Origin of the sequence: Mycolicibacter senuensis, assembly GCF_002101885.1 — a bacterium.
In the GTDB taxonomy this organism is placed as follows: Bacteria; Actinomycetota; Actinomycetes; order Mycobacteriales; family Mycobacteriaceae; genus Mycobacterium; species Mycobacterium senuense.
In genome coordinates, this window is the sequence record NZ_LQPS01000050.1 from 101,701 (window position 1) to 120,166 (window position 18,466).

Here is an 18,466-nt window from a genome sequence, read left to right on the forward strand (position 1 = left end):
GGTGAATCGATGTCCGGTCCGGAGGATCGGATCCTCGGCATCGTCGTCGAGATCCTCGAAACGCAGGGCTACGACGCGGTTCAACTCCGCGAAGTCGCCCGCCGCGCCCGGGTGTCGCTGGCCACCATCTACAAGCGGTATGTCACCCGCGACGAGCTCATTCTCGCCGCGCTGGACAGCTGGATGGCGGAGAACCGTTACTCCGGCGTCGACGCGTATGCGCCAGAGCCCGCCGAGCCGTTGTACCCGGCGCTGATGCGGTTGTACCGCACCATCTTCGAGCCGTGGGAGCGCCACCCGGCCATGCTGACGGCCTATGTGCGGGCCCGGTCCGCGCCTGGCGGTGACGCGTTGGTACGCCGCGGGCTCGACGTCGTGGGGCCGGCGATGCGGGCGGCGCTCTCCGAGGTCGACGAAGCCTTCATCGCCGACCTGGATGTCATCATCTCCAACCTGGTGTACGGCCTGTCGGCGCGCTTCGCCGCCGGCGAGCTTGCGATCACCGATATCCTGCCCACCCTGGACCGGGCGGTCTACCGGCTCACCAGCGGATACGAGGCGGACCGAGGCGCTCGGCGCCGGCCGGCGACGTAGGCTGCTACCAATGCCGGATGTCGTGTTCACCGCCGTCGCACCCGTCATTCCGGTGCGCGATCTCGATGCGGCCCTCGACCGCTACCGCCGCCTCGGATTCACCGCCCGCGCCTACGCCGGGCCGGCCCGCTACGGATTCGTCGACCGCGGCGCGGTGTCGCTGCACCTGACCGAATGGGCTGAGCACGACCCGCTGCGCACCGCGGCCGCGGTGTACCTGTACGTCGACGACGCCGACGCGCTCTACGCGCAATGGACGGCATCGGGTGTTCCGGGTCGGTTCATCGCACCGGCCGACACCGACTACCGGCTTCGGGAGTTCGCCTACGTCGACCCGGAGGGCACTTTGCATCGCGTCGGTTCGCCACGTCGGATCGTCAGCGCCGCCCGCGACATCGCCGCACCGGCCGAGCGGATCTTCGAGCTGATCGCCGATCCGGCTCGCCAGCCGCACTGGGACGGCAACGACAACCTGGCCGAAGCGGGTCCCGGGCAGCGGGTGCGGGCCGCCGGCAGCCTGTTCACCGTGACGCTGACGTCCGGCGCCGTCCGGGAGAACCATGTGGTGGAGTTCGAAGAAGGACGCCGGATCGCCTGGCTACCAGCCGAACCCGACACCCCGCCGCCGGGACACCTATGGCGGTGGGAACTCGAACCGCTGGACGCGGTCCACACCCGCGTCACCCACACCTATGACTGGTCGTCACTGAGCGACCCGAACCGCCTGCAGCGCGCGCGGCTGACCACCGCGGACAACCTGGCGGCCTCGCTCGCCCGGCTCGCATGGTTGGTCGAGGGTCCTGACGCCACCGATCAGCGTGCGTAAACCCGGTGATTCGCATGGTGTGTCGGCCGGGGACACGCACGCTGGGGCATGGACGGGCTAGCGGTTGTCGGCGAAGGAGCGCAGCGCCTCGATCTGCGCGGGATCCAGGGATGGTCGCACGGTTTCGCGGGCGGCGGCCACGTCGGCCTTCGTGACGTCGGCGGCGTCGATGGACCGGCGCATCGCGGTCAGCGCCGCCTCGCGCAGCAGCGCCACACAGTCCGCGGCGCTATAGCCGTCCAAGTCGGCGGCCAGCGCGTCAAGGTCGACGTCGTCGTGCAGCGGCACGGATTTGCCGGCCACCCGCAGGATCTGGCGGCGGGCGTCGGCGTCCGGCGGCTCGACGAACACCAGCTTCTCCAGCCGGCCCGGCCGGGTCAGCGCCGGATCGATCAGCTCCGGCCGGTTGGTGGCCCCGACCACCACCACGTCGCGCAGTGGGTTGACGCCGTCGAGTTCGGTCAGCAGCGCGGCCACCACCCGGTCGGTCACCCCGGAATCGAAGCTCTGTCCCCGCCGTGGCGCCAGCGCGTCGATCTCGTCGAGGAACACCAGTGACGGCGCGGAATCACGGGCGCGCTGGAACAGGTCCCGCACCGCCCGCTCGCTGCTGCCCACCCACTTGTCCATCAGCTCGGCGCCCTTGACCGCGTGCACGCTGACCCGCCCGGAACCGGCCAGGGCGCGCACCACGAACGTCTTGCCGCACCCCGGCGGGCCGTAGAGCAGCACGCCGTGCGGGGGATCGACACCGAGCCGGGTGAAGGTGTCCGGGTGCTGCAACGGCCACAGGATCGCCTCGGTCAGCGCCTGTTTGGTGGCCGCCATGTCTCCCACGTCATCGAGGGTGATCGAGCCGACCGAGACCTCCGCGGCCGCCGAACGCGACAGCGGACGGATCACACTGAGTGCCCCGATCAGGTCCTGCTGGGTGAGCGTGGGCGTCTCGTCGTTGTCACTAGCCCGCGACGCCGCCCGGAGCGCCGCCTCCCGGACCAGCGCGGCAAGATCAGCCGCCACGAAACCCGGTGTGCGGTCAGCGATCTCACTCAGTGTCAGGTCCGTCGTGGGAACCGAGATCAGCAGGGTGGCCAGCAGCGCGGCCCGGGTCGCGCCGTCGGGCAGGCTCAGCCGGATCTCCCGGTCGCACAGCTCCGGCGCCCGCAGTCGCGGATCGACCCGGTCGGGAAGCGCCGAGGTGGCGATGAACGCCACTCCCTCGGTGGCCACGGCGGTGCGCAGTTCAGCCAGGATCAACGTCGCGACCGGCTCCGGCGGTTCGGGCAGCAGGGTGTCCACGTCGGCGATCAGCAGCACGCCGCCGCCGTCGCGGACCTTCGCCACCGCCGAGCGCACCGCGGCCAGCCGGTCGTCGGCGGCCAGCGCACCGATCTCCGGCCCGTCCAGTTCGAGCAGCCGTCGGCCCTCGCACACCGCCCGCACCAGCGTCGTCTTGCCGACCCCGGCCGGCCCCGAGACCAGCACCCCGAGGTTGGTTCCGGCGTTGAGTGTCTTGAGCAGCTGCGGCTCGTCGAGGGCCAGCTTGAGCCATTCGGCGAGTTTGGCGGCCTGGGCCTCGCAGCCCTTGAGTTCGTCGATGGCGATCCGGGCCGGACGCACCCGCGCGGCGGCCGACGGCTTCGCCGTGACCGCGGTGCCGTTGCCCCAGGTCACCAGTGAATTCGGTTGCACGCTCACCGGTCCGGCGGGATCGACACCGGTCACGGTGAGCAGCTCGGAGGTCCAGCTGATCCCGACCGCCGACGCCAGCGCGGTGGTCGCTGCCGAGGTCGAGGTGCCCGGTCCCAGGTCGCGGGGCAGCAGCGACACCGCGTCGCCGACGGTGAGCACCTTGCCCAGCAGCGCCTGGCGCAGCGTGTTCGGTGACAGACTCTGCGAGGCCAGTGCCGAGCCGCTCAACGTCACCGATCGGGCGCCGTAAACGGTCACCGCGGCCACCACCACCTCGGTGCCGTCGCGCAGCCCGGCATTGGACAGCGTGACGTCGTCGAGCAGCACCACCCCGGTTGGGGCATCCGGCCCGGCCAGCCCCGCCACCGCCGACGTCGTGCGAGAACCGGTCAGCGACACCGCGTCCCACTCCCGGATGCCCAGGGCGGCAATCGCTTCGGCGTGCAGCCGGACCACACCACGGCGGGCGTCGACCGCGGAGGTGTTGAGCCGGGCGATCAGCGTCAGGTGGCGGGAGGAGGTCCGGGAGCCATCGCCGTCCCGATGCTCTTCAATAGAACCCATGCGGTCATTATCGGCATACCGCCGCTCACTGTTGCCGGCGATCGGCGCGGTCACGCTGCTGGCGATACCGGTGCCGTCTCGCGCCGATACGGCGAACCCGCTGGCCGAGCTGGTTGACGCCGCCGCCGGCCGCCTCCAGGTCGCCGACGATGTGGCGGCGGTCAAATGGCGGACCGGCGGTGCCATCGAGGACCCGGTCCGGGTGCAGCAGCAACTGACGAAGCTGGCCGACGATGCCGCCCGTAACGACCTCGACCCCGCCTACGTGCAGCGGATCTTCGGCGACCAGATCGCCGCCACCGAAGCCGTCGAGCACCACCGGTTCGCGCAGTGGAAACTGGACCCGGCCACCGCGCCGGCGAGCGCCCCCGAGCTGGCGGAATCACGTGCCCGCATCGACGGATTCAACCGCGAGATGCTCACCCAGATCGGGCTGCGGCGGCAGCAGCTGCATTCTCCGGAGTGCGCCGCCCGGCTCGATGAGGCGCTCCGGGAGGTCAGCGCCGCGCGCCGACTAGGCGAGTTCGAACACGGCGCACTGACATCGGCGACCCGCGAGTACTGCTCCGAATAGCTCAGCGACCCGGTTTGCGCAACCGCAGCCGGGCCATCGATTGCCCGCTGGGCCGGCGGATGCCCAACGGGCGGCGTCCCGGCTGCGACCGGCGGATCTCCCGGCGCGCGGCCCGGCGTTCCCGGGGAGCGTGCTCCCAGGCTTCCGGATGCGCAGCCACCCAGCGCTGGCTGCGGACCGAAAACGGAATGGTGCACAGGTAGGCCACGATCAGCACCAGCACCAGCACATACGGGAACAGGAACGCCGCGGCGGCCACCAGCGCCAGCACCGCCAGCAGCACCGCCGCCAGATGCGGCGGCACCGACACGGCATGCATCTTGCGCATCGGGATCCGGCTGACCAGCAGCATCGACGTGCCCACCACCCAGGCGCAGGTGAACCACTGCGACGTCCACCAGCCGTCGCCGAACTGCAGTTTCGCGGCCAGCAGGCCCATCAGCGTGATCGCTCCGGCCGGGGCGGGCATCCCGACGAAGAACTCGCGGGTGTAGGCCGGCAGGGTGGCGTCGTCGAGCAACGCGTTGAACCGGGCCAGCCGCAGCACCACGCACACCGCATACAGCAGCACCACGATCCAGCCCGCCGGCTGCGTCGACAGCAGCGACACGTAGATCACGATCGCGGGCGCCACCCCGAAGTCGACGGCGTCGGCCAGCGAATCGATCTCGGCGCCCATCCGCGACTCGGCGTCGAGGATGCGGGCCACCCGGCCGTCCAGACCGTCGAGGATGGCGGCCGCGGCGATCAGTGCCATCGCGACGTGCACCTGGCCGTCCAGTGCGTACTTGATCGAGGTCAGGCCGGCGCAGATGGCCAGCACCGTCATCGAACTGGGCAGGATGTGCAGGCCGACCGGGCCCCGGGTGCGGGTCGTCGGGTGGACCGGACGGGCGGAACTCGTCATGGCAGCTGGGCCAGCACCGTCTCACCGGCGACCATGCGCTGCCCGACGCCGACCAGCGGCTGCGTCCCGACCGGCAGGTAGGTGTCCAGCCGCGACCCGAACCGGATCAGCCCGTAGGTGTCACCGATCGCCAGATGGTCACCGGGCCGGGCGTCGCAGACGATGCGCCGTGCCAGCAGCCCGGCGATCTGCACGGCGATCACCTCGGCGCCCTCGGCGGTGCGGATCCGCACACTGTTGCGCTCGTTGTCCTCGCTGGCCTCGGTGCGGTCCGCAGACCCGAACCGGCCGGCCCGGTGCAGCACGTCGAGCACCTCACCGCCGACCGGAGCCCGCTGCACGTGCGCGTCGAACACCGACATGAAGATGCTGACCCGCGGCAGTGGGGTGTCGGGCAGATCCAGTTCCGGCGGCGGGGTCGCGGTGTCGACCAGGCAGACCATGCCGTCTGCGGGTGCCACCACCACACCGGGGCGCGTCGGCGGTACCCGGCGGGGATGCCGGAAGAACCCGGCGCTGGCACCCGCGGCCAGCAGCCCGGCGCCGCGAACCCAGCGCTGCTTGCGGCCCACCGCCGCCACACCCAGGCCGCCGGCGACGAACGGCAAGCCGGCGTGGTGCATCGGCGGCACCGTTGAGCGCACGAGATCGATCAGGTGTCGCAGACCGCCGGGATCATCTGCTGCGCGGGGTCGTCTGGCCATCCGGCCATCTTAGAAGCTGCCGCGTTCGGGGGGCCGAATCGCCGGCTCACCCGGTCAGGTCCCAAACTTCCACCGAGGTCCCCGCCGGCAATTCGGTCACCTCGTCGGCGATGTCGAGCAGGCAGTTCGCCGACGCCAGGTAGCGCAGATGATGGGAGGCCGGCGGGCCGTAGTTGGTGACCGTGCCGGTTTCGTGGTCGAGCAGGCCGCGCCGGAACTGCCGCCGGCCCGGCGGTGAGGTCAGCGTCTCGCTGAGCACGGCGGTGCGGCGCGGCCGCTCCGGGGTGGGCAGGTCCATCGCGCGGCGCAACACAGGGCGGACGAACACCTCGAAGGACACCTGCGCACTGACCGGGTTGCCCGGCAGCGTGATGATGGCCGCCTGCCCGACCCGGCCGATCCCCTGCGGCATGCCCGGCTGCATCGCGACCTTGACGAAATCCACGCCCTGGTCGCCGTCGCGGCCGAAGACGTCCTTGACCACCTCGTAGGCGCCCGCGCTGACCCCGCCACTGGTGATGATCAGATCCACCGCACCGTCGGCCACGCCGTACCGGTCGAGCACCGCGGTGAACTCGGCGGTGTCGTCGGCGACGGTGACCGCGGCCACCACCTCGGCCCCGGCCTCGCGCACCGCGGCGGCCAGCATCACCCCGTTGGACTCGTAGATCTGTCCGGGCTCCAGCGGGATGCCGGGTTTGATCAGTTCGGTACCGGTGGAGATCACCAGCACCCGTTGGCGGGGCCGCACCGTCAACTCGGCCAAGCCCAGGGCCGCCGCCAGACCGACCGCCGGCGGAGTGACGACCTGCCCAGCCCACAGCACGGTGGCGCCCTCCGCGACGTCCCCGCCGGCGCGGCGGATGTGGCGGCCCCGGGCGGTGGCGGCACTGATCTCCACCACGTCGACGCCGCCGTCGGTGGCCTCGACGGGAACCACCCCGTCGGCGCCGAACGGAACGGGTGCACCGGTCATGATGCGGTGTGCGGTACCGGGCTGCAGCGACGGGATGTCGGTGCGCCCGGCCGGAATGTCCTCGGCCACCGGCAACCGCACCGGGTTCTCCGGTGTCGCCGCGGCCACGTCGTCGGCAAGCACCGCATAACCGTCCATGCCGGAGTTGTCGAAGACCGGCAACGAGATCGGCGCGGTCACCTCCGCGGCCAGCACCAGCCCCTCGGCGTCGGCGAGCGCGACGGTGACCGGCGGGCGGGCCCGGATCAGCTCGGCGACGGCCCGCTGGTGCTCCTCGACAGATCGCATGCCGACAGTCTGACTCAGACCGCGACGGTGATTCCTGTCAGTTCCTCGGAGACCGGTTCTGCCCGGGAGGTGACAGCGCCGCTGCGCTGGGTCATTCTCTGTTGCATGGCGCCCCACCCAAACCGTCCCGCGCAGATCACCATGGTCGATCCCGCCAACCCGCCCAGCCGCCGTGCTCCACTGGTGTGGGCGCTGGTCGGCGCGGTGCCTTGGCTGATGCTGGCCGTGCTGCAACTGGGCTGGGCGGTCGCCGATGAGCGGCTGGCCTGGCTGCACGCCGCAGTCTTGGCGGTCACGGTGCTGGGGCTGCTGGTGTCGGCGGTCATCGCCCCGCTGTGGCGCTATCGCGTACACCGGTGGGACATCAGCGATCAGGCGGTGTACACCCGCACCGGCTGGCTGGTGCAGGAGCGCCGGATCGCCCCGATCTCCCGGATCCAGACCGTCGACACCTACCGTGGGCCGCTGGATCGGCTGCTCGGACTGGCCAATGTCCGGGTCACCACCGCTTCGTCGGCGGGGGCGGTGCACATCGTGGCGCTCGATGCCCCCGTCGCCGACCGCGTGGTGGCGCAACTGACCGACATCGCCGCGCTGGGCGCCGGGGACGCCACGTGAGTGCCGAACCGGCGTGGCAGCGGCTGAGCCCGCGGATGCTGCTGGTGCATCCGCTGCACGAGGTGCTGCGCGAGCTGCCGCTGCTGGTCGCGGTCGTGGTGTTCGGGTCGGCCACCTCCAACACGGTCTGGGTGATCGCGGTGGTGTGGGTGATCGCCGCGGTGGGGGTGGCGCGCTGGTTCACCACCACCTATCGCATCGAACCTGATCCCGAGGCCGGCCGGGTACAGCTGCGCTCTGGGCTGTTGCGCCGCAAGATGCTTTCGGTGCCGCGCAACCGGATTCGCTCGGTGGAGACCGACGCCCGGCTGCTGCACCGGCTGCTCGGGCTCACGGTGCTGCGGGTCAGCACCGGCCAGCAGGCGGCCGGGGACGCCGTGTTCGAGCTGGACGCGGTGGAGAGCAGCGAAGTGCCGCGGCTGCGGGCGACGTTGTTAGCGCACACCGGCCAGCCGTCGGCGGCTCCGGCTCCGGCTCCGCCCGCTCCGGCGACGGTGCTGGCGCGGTGGAGCCCGTCGTGGCTGCGCTACAGCCCGCTGAGCCTGTCCGGGCTGGTGATGATCGGCGCCGCGGTCGGGGTGGCCTACCAGACCGGCGTCTGGGCGGCGCTGGAGGACTCCCCGCTGGGCCGGTCCTGGCTGGAGGCCGCCGAGCGGTCCGCTGCGGCGCAGACCGCGGCGCTGATCGCGGGACTGGTGTCGGCGGCGGCGGTCTTGCTGGCGGTGCTGCGGTCGCTGGTGACGTACGGAAACCTGGTGTTGTCGCGCCATTCCGGGGCGGCTGGCGACGTGCTGGAATTGCGCTACGGGCTGCTGCGGGTGCGTGAGCACAGCTACGACATGCGCCGGCTGCGCGGCGGGACGCTGCGACGGCCGCTATTGGTACGGCTGTTCGGCGGTGCCCGGCTGGACGCGGCGATGACCGGGGTCACCGGGGAAGGCGAATCCTCGATCCTGCTGCCGCCGTGTCCCCGGGCCACCGCCGAGCAGGTGCTGACCGGGCTGGTCGGCGACCCCGTGGTGGTGACCGGGCCGCTGCGCCGGCATGGTCCGGCGGCTGATCGCCGACGCCGGACCCGGGCGATGCTGCTGCCGGTGGCCGCCGGGATCGGCCTGGCGGTGGCGACGGGCTTTGTGGGACTGCCGGTGTGGTGCTGGCCGGCGTGGGCGGCGCTGACAATCGGTGCGGCGCTGCTGGCCGCCGACCGGGTGCGCGCCCTGGGGCACCGCGTCGATGCGCACTGGCTGTCGGCGCGCACCGGCAGCTTCGAGCAGCGTCGCTATGCCATCGCCACCGCGGGCATCATCGGCTGGACGGTGCGCCAAAGCTGGTTTCAGCGCCGCGCCGGGGTGGCCACGCTGATCGCGGCGACCGCCGCCGGGGTCAAGGCCTACCGGGTGATCGACGTGCCAGAGGCCATGGCGTGGTCGGTGGCCGCGCAGGCGTCGCCGTGGGTGGCACACAGCAAGTGGACGGTGGGTCAGCGGTAGGCGTCGCTGCGTTTGGCGACGGTGAAGATGACGATCACGTCGCCGCGGTCATCGATCTGATAGACGATGCGATACTGCCCGAACCTGATCCGCCAGTCGTTCTGGGCGCCGACAAGTTTCTTGGCGCCGGTCGGGCGAGCGTCGTGCGTGAGGCCGATGATCGCCTGCAATGCCGTCTCGAACGCATCGCGAGGCAATCGCTGGAGCTGCTTGAGGACGTCGGAGTGAAAGACAACCCTCACGAGATGGTGATCATCTGCGCGTCGACGCCCAACGCGTCGAGCATCTCCGACATCGACATAGTGGTGAAGTCACTGGACCGCATGGCCCGCAGGCGCATCGCGTCGGCGACATCGGCGTGCTCGTGCAGCCGCTCGTAGTCCGCCATGGAGATCATGACTGCGACCTCGGTGCCGCTATCGGTGATGATGACTTCTTCGCCGGTCGTGGCAACCCCGCGGACCACGGCGCCGAGCCGGCTCCGCAAATCCCGGAGGCTGTGTGTACTCATGTTCAACATCTTATAACCGCGCATCGTCGGCCCGCTGGCCTCGCACTGAGTACACGCTCGGCGTACAGGAGCGGGCCGCCGCTACCGGCGGCCGTGCGATCAGGGCGTTCCGTCCGGCCCCGGGCTGCCCGGAGTGGCCGTCCCCGTCCCGGCGGTGTACGCGTTGCCGCCGTCGCCGTCGCCGTCGCCGCCGTTGCCGGCGCCACCGTCAGCGCCGGCCGCCCCGCCGGTGCCGGCCGCACCGCCGTCACCGCCAACGGCTTCCTGCGTCGAGGCGCTGGAGTCACCGCCGTTGCCGCCGATTCCGGTACCATCGCCGCTCGAGCTTGGCGGTGGATCCTTGAGTGCAGGCCGGCGAAGCCTTACAACCCCCGCACGGCCTCGATGCGCGCCCGCAGCTGATCCGACGTCGCCGCCGCCACCGGCGGGCCACCGCAGATCCGGCGCAGCTCGTTGTGAATCCAGCCGTGCGGTTTGCCCAGGCGATGATGCGCCGCCGACACCAGCGCGTTGAGCTCATGCCGCAGCGCACGCAGCTGCCCGTGCGTCGTGACCGGCACCGGGGTGGCTCCGCCGGCCACCTTGCTGCGCCGGTCCAGCTGCTCCTCCTGGCGCTGGCGCAGCAGGTCGCGCATCTGGCTGGCATCCAGCAGGCCCGGGATGCCCAGGTAATCGGCCTCTTCGTCGCTGCCGGCCGGGGTGGCGGTGCCGAACGAGGCGCCGTCGAAGATCACCTGATCCAGTTCGGCGTCGGCCCCCAGCGACTCGAAGCTGTTCTCCAGCTCGGAGGGCTCGTCACGCCGGCGTTCGGCCTCGGCGAACTCGTCGCGTTCGGACTCCCGGTGCGGTTTGCCCAGCACATGATTGCGTTGCTGCTCGAGTTCGCTGGCGAGCCCCAACAGCGAGGGCACCGACGGCAGGAAGATGCTGGCGGTCTCACCCGGGCGCCGCGACCGCACGAACCGACCGATCGCCTGCGCGAAGAACAGCGGGGTGGACGCACTGGTGGCGTAGACGCCGACCGCCAACCGCGGCACGTCGACACCCTCGGAGACCATCCGCACCGCAACCAGCCAGCGAGAAGTAGCCGTGGTGAACTGCGCGATCTTGTCCGAGGCGCCTGCGTCGTCGGAGAGCACCACGGTGGGGGCCTCACCGGTCAACGTGGTCAGCAGCTTGGCGTAGGCGCGGGCCGCCTTCTGATCCGAGGCGATCACCATGCCGCCGGCATCGGGCACATGCTGACGCTTCTGCAGCAGCCGCTTGTCCGCGGCCGCGATCACCGCCGGCATCCACTCGCCCGCCGGATCCAGCGCGGTACGCCACGCCCGGGCAGTGTGTTCCGCGGTCAGCGGTTCGCCGAGCCGCGCCGAGTACTCCTCACCGGCGCTGTCACGCCAGCGGGCCTCGCCCGAGTAGGCCATGAACACCACCGGGCGCACCACACCGTCGGCCAGCGCCTCGGGGTAGCCGTAGCTGTCGTCGGCCACCGATCGCAGATGGCCGCTGCCGTCGGGCTCGTAATTGACGAACGGGATGGGACTGTCGTCGCTGCGGAACGGGGTGCCGGTCAGCGCCAGTCGGCGGGCGGCATCGGAGAACGCCTCCCGGATGCCGTCGCCCCAGCTCTTGGCGTCGCCGCCATGGTGGATCTCGTCGAAGATCACCAGGGTTTTCGCGGCCTCGGTGCGCACCCGGTGCCGGGTGGGATGGCTGGCGACCTGGGCGTAGGTGACCACGACCCCGTGGTACTCCGAGCTGGTCTGCGCATCGGAGTTGCTGAAGCGCGGATCCAGCGCGAGGCCGTGTTCGGCGGCGGCGGTGGCCCACTGCACCTTGAGGTGGTCGGTGGGCACCACGATCGTGATGCGCTCGACGGTGCGGTCGGCCAGCAGCTCGGCGACGATCCGCAACGCGAACGTCGTCTTGCCGGCGCCGGGGGTGGCCACCATCAGAAAATCCCGGGGCTTGGCGGTCAGATACCGCACCAGAGCCCGGCGTTGCCAGCCCCGCAACGCACGGGTGCTGGGCGCTGCGTCAGCCCGCACCCGGTCTCCTATCTGATCGAGATGCAGTCTAGGGCAAGCCGATAGCATCGCTGACGTGTCCACCCCGGGCGAGCCGGAACCCGTCCGCGTCGAGCGACTACTCGACGCGCAGACCAAAGCCGCCGCACTGTTCGACGAAATCGCGCGCCGCAATCTGGTGCGCGCCGGCGTCGGCGAGCGGCAACTCTCCGATGAGATCCGGGATCTGGCCGCCGACATGTTCGGGGTCACGCGGCACTGGCATAAGCGGGTGGTGCGCGCCGGGGAGAACACCTTGCAGCCGTTCCACGCCGACCCGCCGGACCGCGTCATGGCCGACGACGACATCGCCTACCTCGATCTGGGCCCGATCTTCGAAGAATGGGAAGCCGATTTCGGCCGCACCTTCGTGCTCGGCGACGACCCGGACAAGCACGCACTGCGCGACGCCCTGCCCGGGGTGTGGCAGGCCGGGCGGGCCTACTTCGACGACCACACCGAGATCACCGGGTCCCAGCTCTACGCCCATGTCGTCGGGTTGGCCCGCGCCGCCGGCTTCGAGTTCGGCGCCCCGATCGCCGGGCATCTGGTGGGCGAGTTCCCGCACAAGAAGATCTCCGGTGACGACGCGCAGTTTTACATCACCGCGGGTTCGGATCAGCCGATGCGCCGCACCGACCGCACCGGCCGGGTCTGCCACTGGATCCTGGAGGTACACCTGGTGAATCCGTCCCGCGGGTTCGGCGGGTTCTACGAGCAGTTGCTCGACCTGGGCTGAACACGGCTCAGCCGAGCGGATAGACCACCCCGGTCAGTTCCTCGGAGACCGTCCAGAGCCGGCGCTGTAGCTCGATATCGTGAGATTTGCGGCTCGACGCCACCACCTTGGGATGACCGCGCCCTTGGGTGAGGCCGTCCGGTCCGAAGTACTGGCCGCCGAGGGCCTGCGGGTCGGTGGCCGCGCGCAACGTCGGCAGCGCGCCCATGTCCGCGCCCTGAAACATCGGTTTGATCAGCGGATAGGCGACCGCGGCCCAGCGCGGCAGGTGGCGCATCAGTTCGGTGTTGGAGCCGCCGGGGTGCGCGGCGACGGCGATCGTCGTTCCGTGCGCGGCTAGCCGTCGCTGTAGTTCGTAGGTGAACAGCAGGTTGGCGAGCTTGGACTGCCCGTAGGCCTCGACCCGGTTGTACCGGCGCTCCCACTGCAGGTCGTCGAAGTGGATGTCGGCGCGCAGGCGATGCCCGAGGCTGCTGACCGTGACGACCCGGGAGCCGGCGACCGGCAGCATTCGCTCCAGCAGTAGGCCGGTGAGGGCGAAGTGGCCCAGGTGGTTGGTGCCGAACTGCAGCTCGAACCCGTCCTTGGTCGTCGATTTGGGTGGGTACATCACCCCGGCGTTGTTGATCAGCAGATCGATGCGCTGGTGATCAGAGCGCAGTCGCTCCGCGGCGGCGCGGATGGCATCCAACGATGTGAGGTCGAGTTCTTGCAGGGCGACGGCGGCACCCGGGCTGCGCTGACGGATGCGGGCCTCGGCGTCCTTGCCCTTGTCGAGGTTGCGCACCGCCAGCACCACCAGGGCGCCCCGCGCCGCAAGCGCAGCGGCGGTTTCGAAGCCGAGGCCGGTGTTGGCTCCGGTGACGACGGCGACACGGCCGGCCTGGTCAGGGATGTCGGCGGTTGTCCACTTGGCCACGTGACCCTCCTGAGCTGCGGTAAAGTAAACGGGGCGGACGCTCCGGTTAGTTGCAACTATACGGAGCGGACGCCCCGCTTTGTCAACCGATAGGGATTTCTGGTGGCTCAACCCGCACGTCCGTTGCGAGCCGACGCGGCCCGCAACCGCGCCCGCGTGCTGGCGGTCGCCTACGAAACCTTTGCGGCCGAAGGGCTGTCGGTGCCGGTCGATGAGATCGCCCGCCGCGCCGGGGTCGGGCCCGGGACCGTCTACCGGCACTTCCCGACCAAAGAGGAGCTGTTCCAGGCGGTCGTCAACGACCGTATGCAGCACGTCGTCGACGAAGGGCGGGCCCTGCTGGAATCCGATGATCGCGGCACGGCGATCTTCGCCTTCCTGCGCTCGGTCGTGCTGCAGTGGGGCGCGACCGATCGGGGTCTGGTCGAGGCGCTGGCCGGCGTCGGTATCGACATCGCTGCGCCCGAGTCGGAGGAAGCCTTCCTGGCGGTGCTCGGGGAGCTGCTGCGCGCCGGTCAGCTGGCGGGCACCGTGCGGCAAGACCTCGGTGTGCGCGAGGTGAAGGCGATCCTGGTCGGATGTCAGGCCATGCAGGCCTACAGCGCCGGGTTGGCCGAGCGGGTGACCGGGGTCGTCATGGATGGTTTGCGCCCGCCGCGATAGCGCCCCGCTGATCTTGCACTCCCCAGGGTCGAGTGCTAAGAATGACGTTGGCACTCGCGACCGGCGAGTGCTAGGTCGGGACGGTGAGGTACGGGGCCGCACCTGCGGAGCACACCCACAGCCGTCCGTCGCGGGCACTGACCCGACCGACAAGACGTGCATCCCCTAACCGGAGGAATCACTTCGCAATGGCTAAGCAAATTGCGTATGACGAAGAGGCCCGTCGGGGCCTCGAGCGGGGCCTGAACGCCCTCGCCGACGCGGTCAAGGTGACGCTGGGCCCCAAGGGTCGCAACGTCGTCCTGGAGAAGAAGTGGGGCGCCCCCACGATCACCAACGATGGTGTGTCCATCGCCAAGGAGATCGAGCTGGAGGACCCGTACGAGAAGATCGGCGCCGAGCTGGTCAAAGAGGTCGCCAAGAAGACCGACGACGTCGCCGGTGACGGCACCACCACCGCCACGGTGCTGGCCCAGGCGCTGGTCAAGGAAGGCCTGCGCAACGTGGCCGCCGGCGCCAACCCGCTGGCTCTGAAGCGCGGCATCGAGAAGGCCGTCGAGAAGGTCTCCGAGACCTTGCTGAAGGACGCCAAGGAGGTCGAGACCAAGGAGCAGATCGCGGCCACCGCCGGGATCTCCGCGGGCGACCAGTCCATCGGTGACCTGATCGCCGAGGCGATGGACAAGGTCGGCAACGAGGGTGTCATCACCGTCGAGGAGGCCCAGACCTTCGGCCTGAGCCTGGAGCTCACCGAGGGCATGCGCTTCGACAAGGGCTACATCTCGGGTTACTTCGTCACCGACGCCGACCGTCAGGAAGCCGTCCTCGAGGACCCCTACATCCTGCTGGTCAGCTCCAAGGTGTCGACCGTCAAGGACCTGCTCCCGCTGCTGGAGAAGGTCATCCAGGGCGGCAAGCCGCTGCTGATCATCGCCGAGGACGTCGAGGGCGAGGCGCTTTCGACCCTGGTGGTCAACAAGATCCGCGGCACCTTCAAGTCGGTGGCCGTCAAGGCGCCGGGCTTCGGTGACCGTCGCAAGGCGATGCTGCAGGACATGGCGATCCTCACCGGTGGCCAGGTCATCAGCGAAGAGGTCGGGCTGTCGCTGGAGACTGCCGACGTCGCACTGCTGGGCAAGGCCCGCAAGGTCGTGGTGACCAAGGACGAGACCACGATCGTCGAGGGCGCCGGTGACTCCGACGCCATCGCCGGTCGGGTGTCGCAGATCCGCGCCGAGATCGAGAACAGCGACTCCGACTACGACCGGGAGAAGCTGCAGGAGCGGCTGGCCAAGCTGGCCGGCGGCGTCGCGGTCATCAAGGCCGGGGCTGCCACCGAGGTGGAGCTCAAGGAGCGCAAGCACCGCATCGAGGACGCGGTGCGCAACGCCAAGGCCGCCGTGGAGGAGGGCATCGTCGCCGGTGGTGGCGTGACCCTGCTGCAGGTGGCACCGTCGCTGGACGAGCTGAAGCTCGCCGGTGACGAGGCGACCGGCGCCAACATCGTCAAGGTGGCGCTGGAGGCCCCGCTCAAGCAGATCGCCTTCAACGCCGGCCTGGAGCCGGGCGTGGTGGCCGAGAAGGTGCGCAACTCGCCCGCCGGTACCGGTCTCAACGCCGCCACCGGTGAGTACGAGGACCTGCTGAAGGCCGGCGTTGCCGACCCGGTGAAGGTGACCCGCTCGGCGCTGCAGAACGCAGCCTCGATCGCGGCGCTGTTCCTGACCACCGAGGCCGTTGTCGCCGACAAGCCGGAGAAGGCGGCCGCACCCGCGGGCGACCCGACCGGTGGCATGGGCGGCATGGACTTCTAAGTCTGGTTGCACGACAAGGCCCGGTCCCCTTCGGGGGCCGGGCCTTCGTCGTGCCGTACGTTGACTCTGCGTGCACCAGGCAAAAGTTCGAGTGGAGTGTCTGGTAGGCGCAGAGTCAACGTGGGAGAAGTGCGTGGAGATCCTGCTGCTGGGCACCGGCAGCGCCGACGGCTGGCCGAATCCGTTCTGCCGGTGCGCTTCCTGCCGGTCGGCGACCGAGGTTCGCGGGCAGACCGCGGCGCTGGTCGACGACGTTTTGCTGCTGGACTGCGGGCCGGAGGCACCGCGCGCCGCGGCGCGCTTCGGGCGATCGCTGGCTTCGGTGCGGCACATCCTGTTCACCCACGGCCACTGGGACCACGTCGGGCCGATGGCCCTGTTGATGCGGCACTGGACCGGTGTCGCTGAGACGCTGGAGGTGGTCGGGCCGCCGAGTGCCCTCGGCCAGTGCCGGGACTGGGTGGGCCCGGACGACCCGGTGCGGTTCGTCGAAGTGGCTCCGGGTGACGACGTGCGCCTGGGCGACTACCGGGTTCGGGTGCTGGCCGCCGCGCACGGGGCTGACATCGGCGGTGACGCGGTGCTCTACGACCTGGAATCCGTTGACGGCCGGGTCTTCTGGGCCACCGACACCGGCCGGCTGCCGGCCGAGACGCACGCCGCGGTCGCCGGCGCCGCCTTCGATGCGGTGTTCCTGGAGCAGACGTTCGGCGACCACACCGGGCACGGCACCGAACACCACGATCTCCCAGCGTTTGCGGCCACCGTCCACCAGCTGCGGGACTCCGGCGCCGTGGCCGACACCACCGACGTCGTCGCCGTGCACCTGAGCCACCACAATCCGATCGAGCCGGAATTGACCCGGGTACTGTCGAATTCGGGTGCACGACCGGGACGCGACGGTGAGGTGGTGCGAGTGGGTGCAGCCGCTACCTCGATGCGAACCCTGGTGTTGGGCGGGGCGCGGTCCGGTAAATCCGCCCACGCCGAGGCACTGTTGGCCGCCGAGTCGGCGGTGACCTACCTGGCCACCGGTGGGGTACGGGAGGGTGATCCCGAGTGGGCGGAACGGGTGCGGCTGCACCAGCAGCGGCGCCCGGATTCGTGGCGCACCATCGAGGGTAGCGATGTCGCTGAGCAGCTGCGTTCGGCCGAAAACCCGTTATTGCTGGACTGTTTGGGTACCTGGCTGACCGCGCGGATAGATCTGCACCGGGCGTGGGACACCGGCGCGCTGGACGGCGTGCACGCTGATATCGACGAGTTGGTCGCGGCGTGGCGGGTCTGCCCGGCGCCGGCGGTGGCGGTCAGCAACGAGGTTGGCAGCGGGGTGGTGCCGGCCACGCCGTCGGGGCGGCTGTTCCGTGACCTGCTCGGCGTGCTGAACACACGGATCGCCGCCGAGTCGCACGATGTGGTGCTGATGGTGGCCGGTCGGCCGCTCAGGCTCCCTGCGCAGTGAGCCTCAGGTCGACACAGTCGCTGTAGCAAGGAGTTTCGCCGGGTGACTCCGGGGTGGCGACCCGGATCAACACGGCGCGACTGGGGGCGATCGCCACACTGGCCAGCTCGCCGGCATCGGAGACGTCGGCGGTGCCGTCGACGATCACGGTGTAGCCGCCCGGGGACGGCGGCGGCCACATCAGCGTCACGTCGCTGCTACGCGCCAGGTTCGCCCGGCTGCGCCGGCCGCCGAGCGCGCCGATGCGCACGGTCTCGCCGTCCAGCGTCGGCATCACCGGCACCGGGTGCGGGCGGTTCTCGGTGTCGACGGTGATCAGGTAGGCGTAGTCGTAGCCCACCAACTTCTCGGCGAGCCTTGTGAAATCCACATTGGAAGCCATGTGGATCAGGCTAGTCCGCCTTGAGCTGGACGCAGTCATGCATGGTGCCGACCGCCCGGTCGCCCTCGAACACCGGCCGGTGCAGCAGCGCCTTGGTCGGTATCACCAGCACCGGGCCCCCCGGATCGTCGGGCAGCTCGGCGCAGCCGTCGACGATCAGCGAGTACTCGTCGACCTCGCGCGCGGGACAGACCAGGGTGACCGCGTCACGCGTCGACATGTTTTCTCGACCGTGAGCGCCGACGGGACCGATATCCACCCGGGTGCCGTCGAAGCGCGGGGTGATCGCAGTGGTGCGCACCCGGTAGTCGTCGCCGACGGTCACCAGAAAGGCGAAGCCGTAGCCGGGCAACAGCTCGCCGAGGCGGGCGAGGTCGACGGACTTGGCCATGGTGTCGAGCATAGGGCGCGACGACTGCCGCAAGCGGTTGGCGTCAGCGGTATATCACGCGCCGGGCTGCCCGGGCTTGCCTTGGATGCTGTCGCTGGTACCGCCTGCCCCTCCGGCAGCACCGCTGCTGCCGGCTCCACCGGCGCCACCGCTTTGCCCGTGCGGGTCGCCGCCGTCCCCGCCGCCGCCGTAACCGGCACCAGCATCGCCGAGCTGGCCGGCACCGCTGCCGCCCCCGCCGACACCGCCGCCGCCACCACCGCCAGCGCTGCTACCAGTGCCGGAG

At 70.5% G+C, this 18,466-nt stretch carries 20 protein-coding genes; 9 read left to right on the forward strand and 11 right to left on the reverse strand.

Features of this window, described 5'->3' with window-relative positions:
* Positions 1 to 9 precede the first annotated feature (9 nt).
* Together AWC24_RS19215 and AWC24_RS23515 are read left to right on the forward strand one after the other, a co-directional pair.
* A complete protein-coding gene (locus tag AWC24_RS19215) occupies positions 10 to 594 on the forward strand; it encodes a TetR/AcrR family transcriptional regulator (protein WP_085088137.1) in 585 nt (194 codons plus the stop codon).
* A 10-nt stretch (positions 595 to 604) separates the two neighbouring features.
* Positions 605 to 1,420, forward strand: a complete 816-nt coding sequence (locus AWC24_RS23515; protein ID WP_085088140.1) for a DUF8817 family protein — start codon at positions 605 to 607, stop codon at positions 1,418 to 1,420.
* A gap of 57 nt (positions 1,421 to 1,477) precedes the next feature.
* Here the strand turns inward: AWC24_RS23515 and AWC24_RS19225 are convergent, their stop codons facing one another.
* Positions 1,478 to 3,676, reverse strand: a complete 2,199-nt coding sequence (locus tag AWC24_RS19225) for an AAA family ATPase (protein WP_083036423.1) — start codon at positions 3,674 to 3,676, stop codon at positions 1,478 to 1,480.
* Between AWC24_RS19225 and AWC24_RS19230 the strand changes: the two genes are divergently transcribed.
* On the forward strand, positions 3,675 to 4,250 hold the full coding sequence (locus AWC24_RS19230) for a chorismate mutase (protein WP_085088142.1): 576 nt from the start codon (positions 3,675 to 3,677) through the stop codon (positions 4,248 to 4,250). The two genes, AWC24_RS19225 and AWC24_RS19230, sit on opposite strands and share 2 nt — an antisense overlap.
* Before the next feature lies 1 nt (position 4,251).
* Here AWC24_RS19230 and pssA read toward each other — a convergent pair whose 3' ends face one another.
* Genes pssA through moeA form a run of 3 tightly spaced genes read right to left on the reverse strand, consistent with a single transcriptional unit; the run spans position 4,252 to position 7,125 of the window.
* Complete coding sequence (gene pssA / locus AWC24_RS19235) at positions 4,252 to 5,157, reverse strand: CDP-diacylglycerol--serine O-phosphatidyltransferase (RefSeq protein ID WP_013827362.1); 906 nt, start codon at positions 5,155 to 5,157, stop codon at positions 4,252 to 4,254.
* Positions 5,154 to 5,861, reverse strand: a complete 708-nt coding sequence (locus tag AWC24_RS19240; protein WP_081465462.1) for a phosphatidylserine decarboxylase — start codon at positions 5,859 to 5,861, stop codon at positions 5,154 to 5,156. The genes pssA and AWC24_RS19240 overlap by 4 nt, the downstream gene beginning before the upstream one ends.
* A gap of 46 nt (positions 5,862 to 5,907) precedes the next feature.
* Complete coding sequence (gene moeA, locus AWC24_RS19245) at positions 5,908 to 7,125, reverse strand: molybdopterin molybdotransferase MoeA (RefSeq protein ID WP_085088145.1); 1,218 nt, start codon at positions 7,123 to 7,125, stop codon at positions 5,908 to 5,910.
* 105 nt (positions 7,126 to 7,230) lie between these two features.
* Between moeA and AWC24_RS19250 the strand changes: the two genes are divergently transcribed.
* Together AWC24_RS19250 and AWC24_RS19255 are read left to right on the forward strand one after the other, a co-directional pair.
* The gene (locus AWC24_RS19250; protein WP_234807441.1) at positions 7,231 to 7,743 is read left to right on the forward strand and encodes a PH domain-containing protein; all 513 of its coding nucleotides are present in this window, start codon (positions 7,231 to 7,233) and stop codon (positions 7,741 to 7,743) included.
* Positions 7,744 to 7,778: 35 nt separating this feature from the next.
* On the forward strand, positions 7,779 to 9,233 hold the full coding sequence (locus tag AWC24_RS19255; protein WP_085088209.1) for a PH domain-containing protein: 1,455 nt from the start codon (positions 7,779 to 7,781) through the stop codon (positions 9,231 to 9,233).
* Here the strand turns inward: AWC24_RS19255 and AWC24_RS19260 are convergent.
* From AWC24_RS19260 to AWC24_RS19270, 3 genes are all read right to left on the reverse strand, one after another.
* Positions 9,224 to 9,475, reverse strand: coding sequence for a type II toxin-antitoxin system RelE family toxin (locus AWC24_RS19260; RefSeq protein ID WP_085088147.1), 252 nt, complete (start codon positions 9,473 to 9,475; stop codon positions 9,224 to 9,226). The two genes, AWC24_RS19255 and AWC24_RS19260, sit on opposite strands and share 10 nt — an antisense overlap.
* The gene (locus AWC24_RS19265; protein WP_085088213.1) at positions 9,472 to 9,744 is read right to left on the reverse strand and encodes a type II toxin-antitoxin system Phd/YefM family antitoxin; all 273 of its coding nucleotides are present in this window, start codon (positions 9,742 to 9,744) and stop codon (positions 9,472 to 9,474) included. The genes AWC24_RS19260 and AWC24_RS19265 overlap by 4 nt, the downstream gene beginning before the upstream one ends.
* A 362-nt stretch (positions 9,745 to 10,106) precedes the next feature.
* The gene (locus tag AWC24_RS19270; protein WP_085088149.1) at positions 10,107 to 11,792 is read right to left on the reverse strand and encodes a DEAD/DEAH box helicase; all 1,686 of its coding nucleotides are present in this window, start codon (positions 11,790 to 11,792) and stop codon (positions 10,107 to 10,109) included.
* A 55-nt stretch (positions 11,793 to 11,847) separates the two neighbouring features.
* On the opposite strand from AWC24_RS19270, the gene AWC24_RS19275 reads away from it, so the two are divergent.
* A complete protein-coding gene (locus AWC24_RS19275) occupies positions 11,848 to 12,549 on the forward strand; it encodes a M24 family metallopeptidase (protein ID WP_085088152.1) in 702 nt (233 codons plus the stop codon).
* A 7-nt stretch (positions 12,550 to 12,556) separates the two neighbouring features.
* Here AWC24_RS19275 and AWC24_RS19280 read toward each other — a convergent pair whose 3' ends face one another.
* Positions 12,557 to 13,468, reverse strand: a complete 912-nt coding sequence (locus tag AWC24_RS19280) for an SDR family NAD(P)-dependent oxidoreductase (RefSeq protein ID WP_085088154.1) — start codon at positions 13,466 to 13,468, stop codon at positions 12,557 to 12,559.
* A gap of 102 nt (positions 13,469 to 13,570) precedes the next feature.
* Here AWC24_RS19280 and AWC24_RS19285 point away from each other — a divergent pair, with 102 nt between their 5' ends.
* The 3 genes from AWC24_RS19285 (at position 13,571) to AWC24_RS19295 (ending at position 17,407) form a co-directional block, all read left to right on the forward strand.
* Positions 13,571 to 14,131 (forward strand): TetR/AcrR family transcriptional regulator, encoded by a 561-nt coding sequence (locus AWC24_RS19285; RefSeq protein ID WP_085088157.1) that lies wholly within the window; start codon positions 13,571 to 13,573, stop codon positions 14,129 to 14,131.
* 188 nt (positions 14,132 to 14,319) lie between these two features.
* Complete coding sequence (gene groL, locus AWC24_RS19290) at positions 14,320 to 15,945, forward strand: chaperonin GroEL (protein ID WP_085088159.1); 1,626 nt, start codon at positions 14,320 to 14,322, stop codon at positions 15,943 to 15,945.
* Positions 15,946 to 16,078: 133 nt separating this feature from the next.
* Complete coding sequence (locus AWC24_RS19295; RefSeq protein ID WP_085088162.1) at positions 16,079 to 17,407, forward strand: bifunctional adenosylcobinamide kinase/adenosylcobinamide-phosphate guanylyltransferase; 1,329 nt, start codon at positions 16,079 to 16,081, stop codon at positions 17,405 to 17,407.
* Here the strand turns inward: AWC24_RS19295 and AWC24_RS19300 are convergent.
* From AWC24_RS19300 to AWC24_RS22595, 3 genes are all read right to left on the reverse strand, one after another.
* On the reverse strand, positions 17,388 to 17,789 hold the full coding sequence (locus AWC24_RS19300) for a pyridoxamine 5'-phosphate oxidase family protein (RefSeq protein ID WP_085088165.1): 402 nt from the start codon (positions 17,787 to 17,789) through the stop codon (positions 17,388 to 17,390). The two genes, AWC24_RS19295 and AWC24_RS19300, sit on opposite strands and share 20 nt — an antisense overlap.
* Before the next feature lie 10 nt (positions 17,790 to 17,799).
* Positions 17,800 to 18,180, reverse strand: coding sequence for a hypothetical protein (locus AWC24_RS19305; protein WP_085088216.1), 381 nt, complete (start codon positions 18,178 to 18,180; stop codon positions 17,800 to 17,802).
* 54 nt (positions 18,181 to 18,234) lie between these two features.
* Positions 18,235 to 18,466: hypothetical protein (locus AWC24_RS22595; RefSeq protein WP_207568338.1), on the reverse strand; the 232-nt coding region annotated here is incomplete at its 5' end.

What these genes read in the sequence shown, in the direction of transcription:
- AWC24_RS19215 (WP_085088137.1), top strand. Translation starts at nt 10, where the DNA reads ATGTCCGGTCCGGAGGATCGGATCCTCGGCATCGTCGTCGAGATCCTC.
- AWC24_RS23515 (WP_085088140.1), top strand. Translation starts at nt 605, where the DNA reads ATGCCGGATGTCGTGTTCACCGCCGTCGCACCCGTCATTCCGGTGCGC.
- AWC24_RS19230 (WP_085088142.1), top strand. Translation starts at nt 3,675, where the DNA reads ATGCGGTCATTATCGGCATACCGCCGCTCACTGTTGCCGGCGATCGGC.
- AWC24_RS19225 (WP_083036423.1), bottom strand. Translation starts at nt 3,676, where the DNA reads ATGGGTTCTATTGAAGAGCATCGGGACGGCGATGGCTCCCGGACCTCC.
- pssA (WP_013827362.1), bottom strand. Translation starts at nt 5,157, where the DNA reads ATGACGAGTTCCGCCCGTCCGGTCCACCCGACGACCCGCACCCGGGGC.
- AWC24_RS19240 (WP_081465462.1), bottom strand. Translation starts at nt 5,861, where the DNA reads ATGGCCAGACGACCCCGCGCAGCAGATGATCCCGGCGGTCTGCGACAC.
- moeA (WP_085088145.1), bottom strand. Translation starts at nt 7,125, where the DNA reads ATGCGATCTGTCGAGGAGCACCAGCGGGCCGTCGCCGAGCTGATCCGG.
- AWC24_RS19250 (WP_234807441.1), top strand. Translation starts at nt 7,231, where the DNA reads ATGGCGCCCCACCCAAACCGTCCCGCGCAGATCACCATGGTCGATCCC.
- AWC24_RS19255 (WP_085088209.1), top strand. Translation starts at nt 7,779, where the DNA reads ATGCTGCTGGTGCATCCGCTGCACGAGGTGCTGCGCGAGCTGCCGCTG.
- AWC24_RS19265 (WP_085088213.1), bottom strand. Translation starts at nt 9,744, where the DNA reads ATGAGTACACACAGCCTCCGGGATTTGCGGAGCCGGCTCGGCGCCGTG.
- groL (WP_085088159.1), top strand. Translation starts at nt 14,320, where the DNA reads ATGGCTAAGCAAATTGCGTATGACGAAGAGGCCCGTCGGGGCCTCGAG.
- AWC24_RS19300 (WP_085088165.1), bottom strand. Translation starts at nt 17,789, where the DNA reads ATGGCTTCCAATGTGGATTTCACAAGGCTCGCCGAGAAGTTGGTGGGC.
- AWC24_RS19305 (WP_085088216.1), bottom strand. Translation starts at nt 18,180, where the DNA reads ATGGCCAAGTCCGTCGACCTCGCCCGCCTCGGCGAGCTGTTGCCCGGC.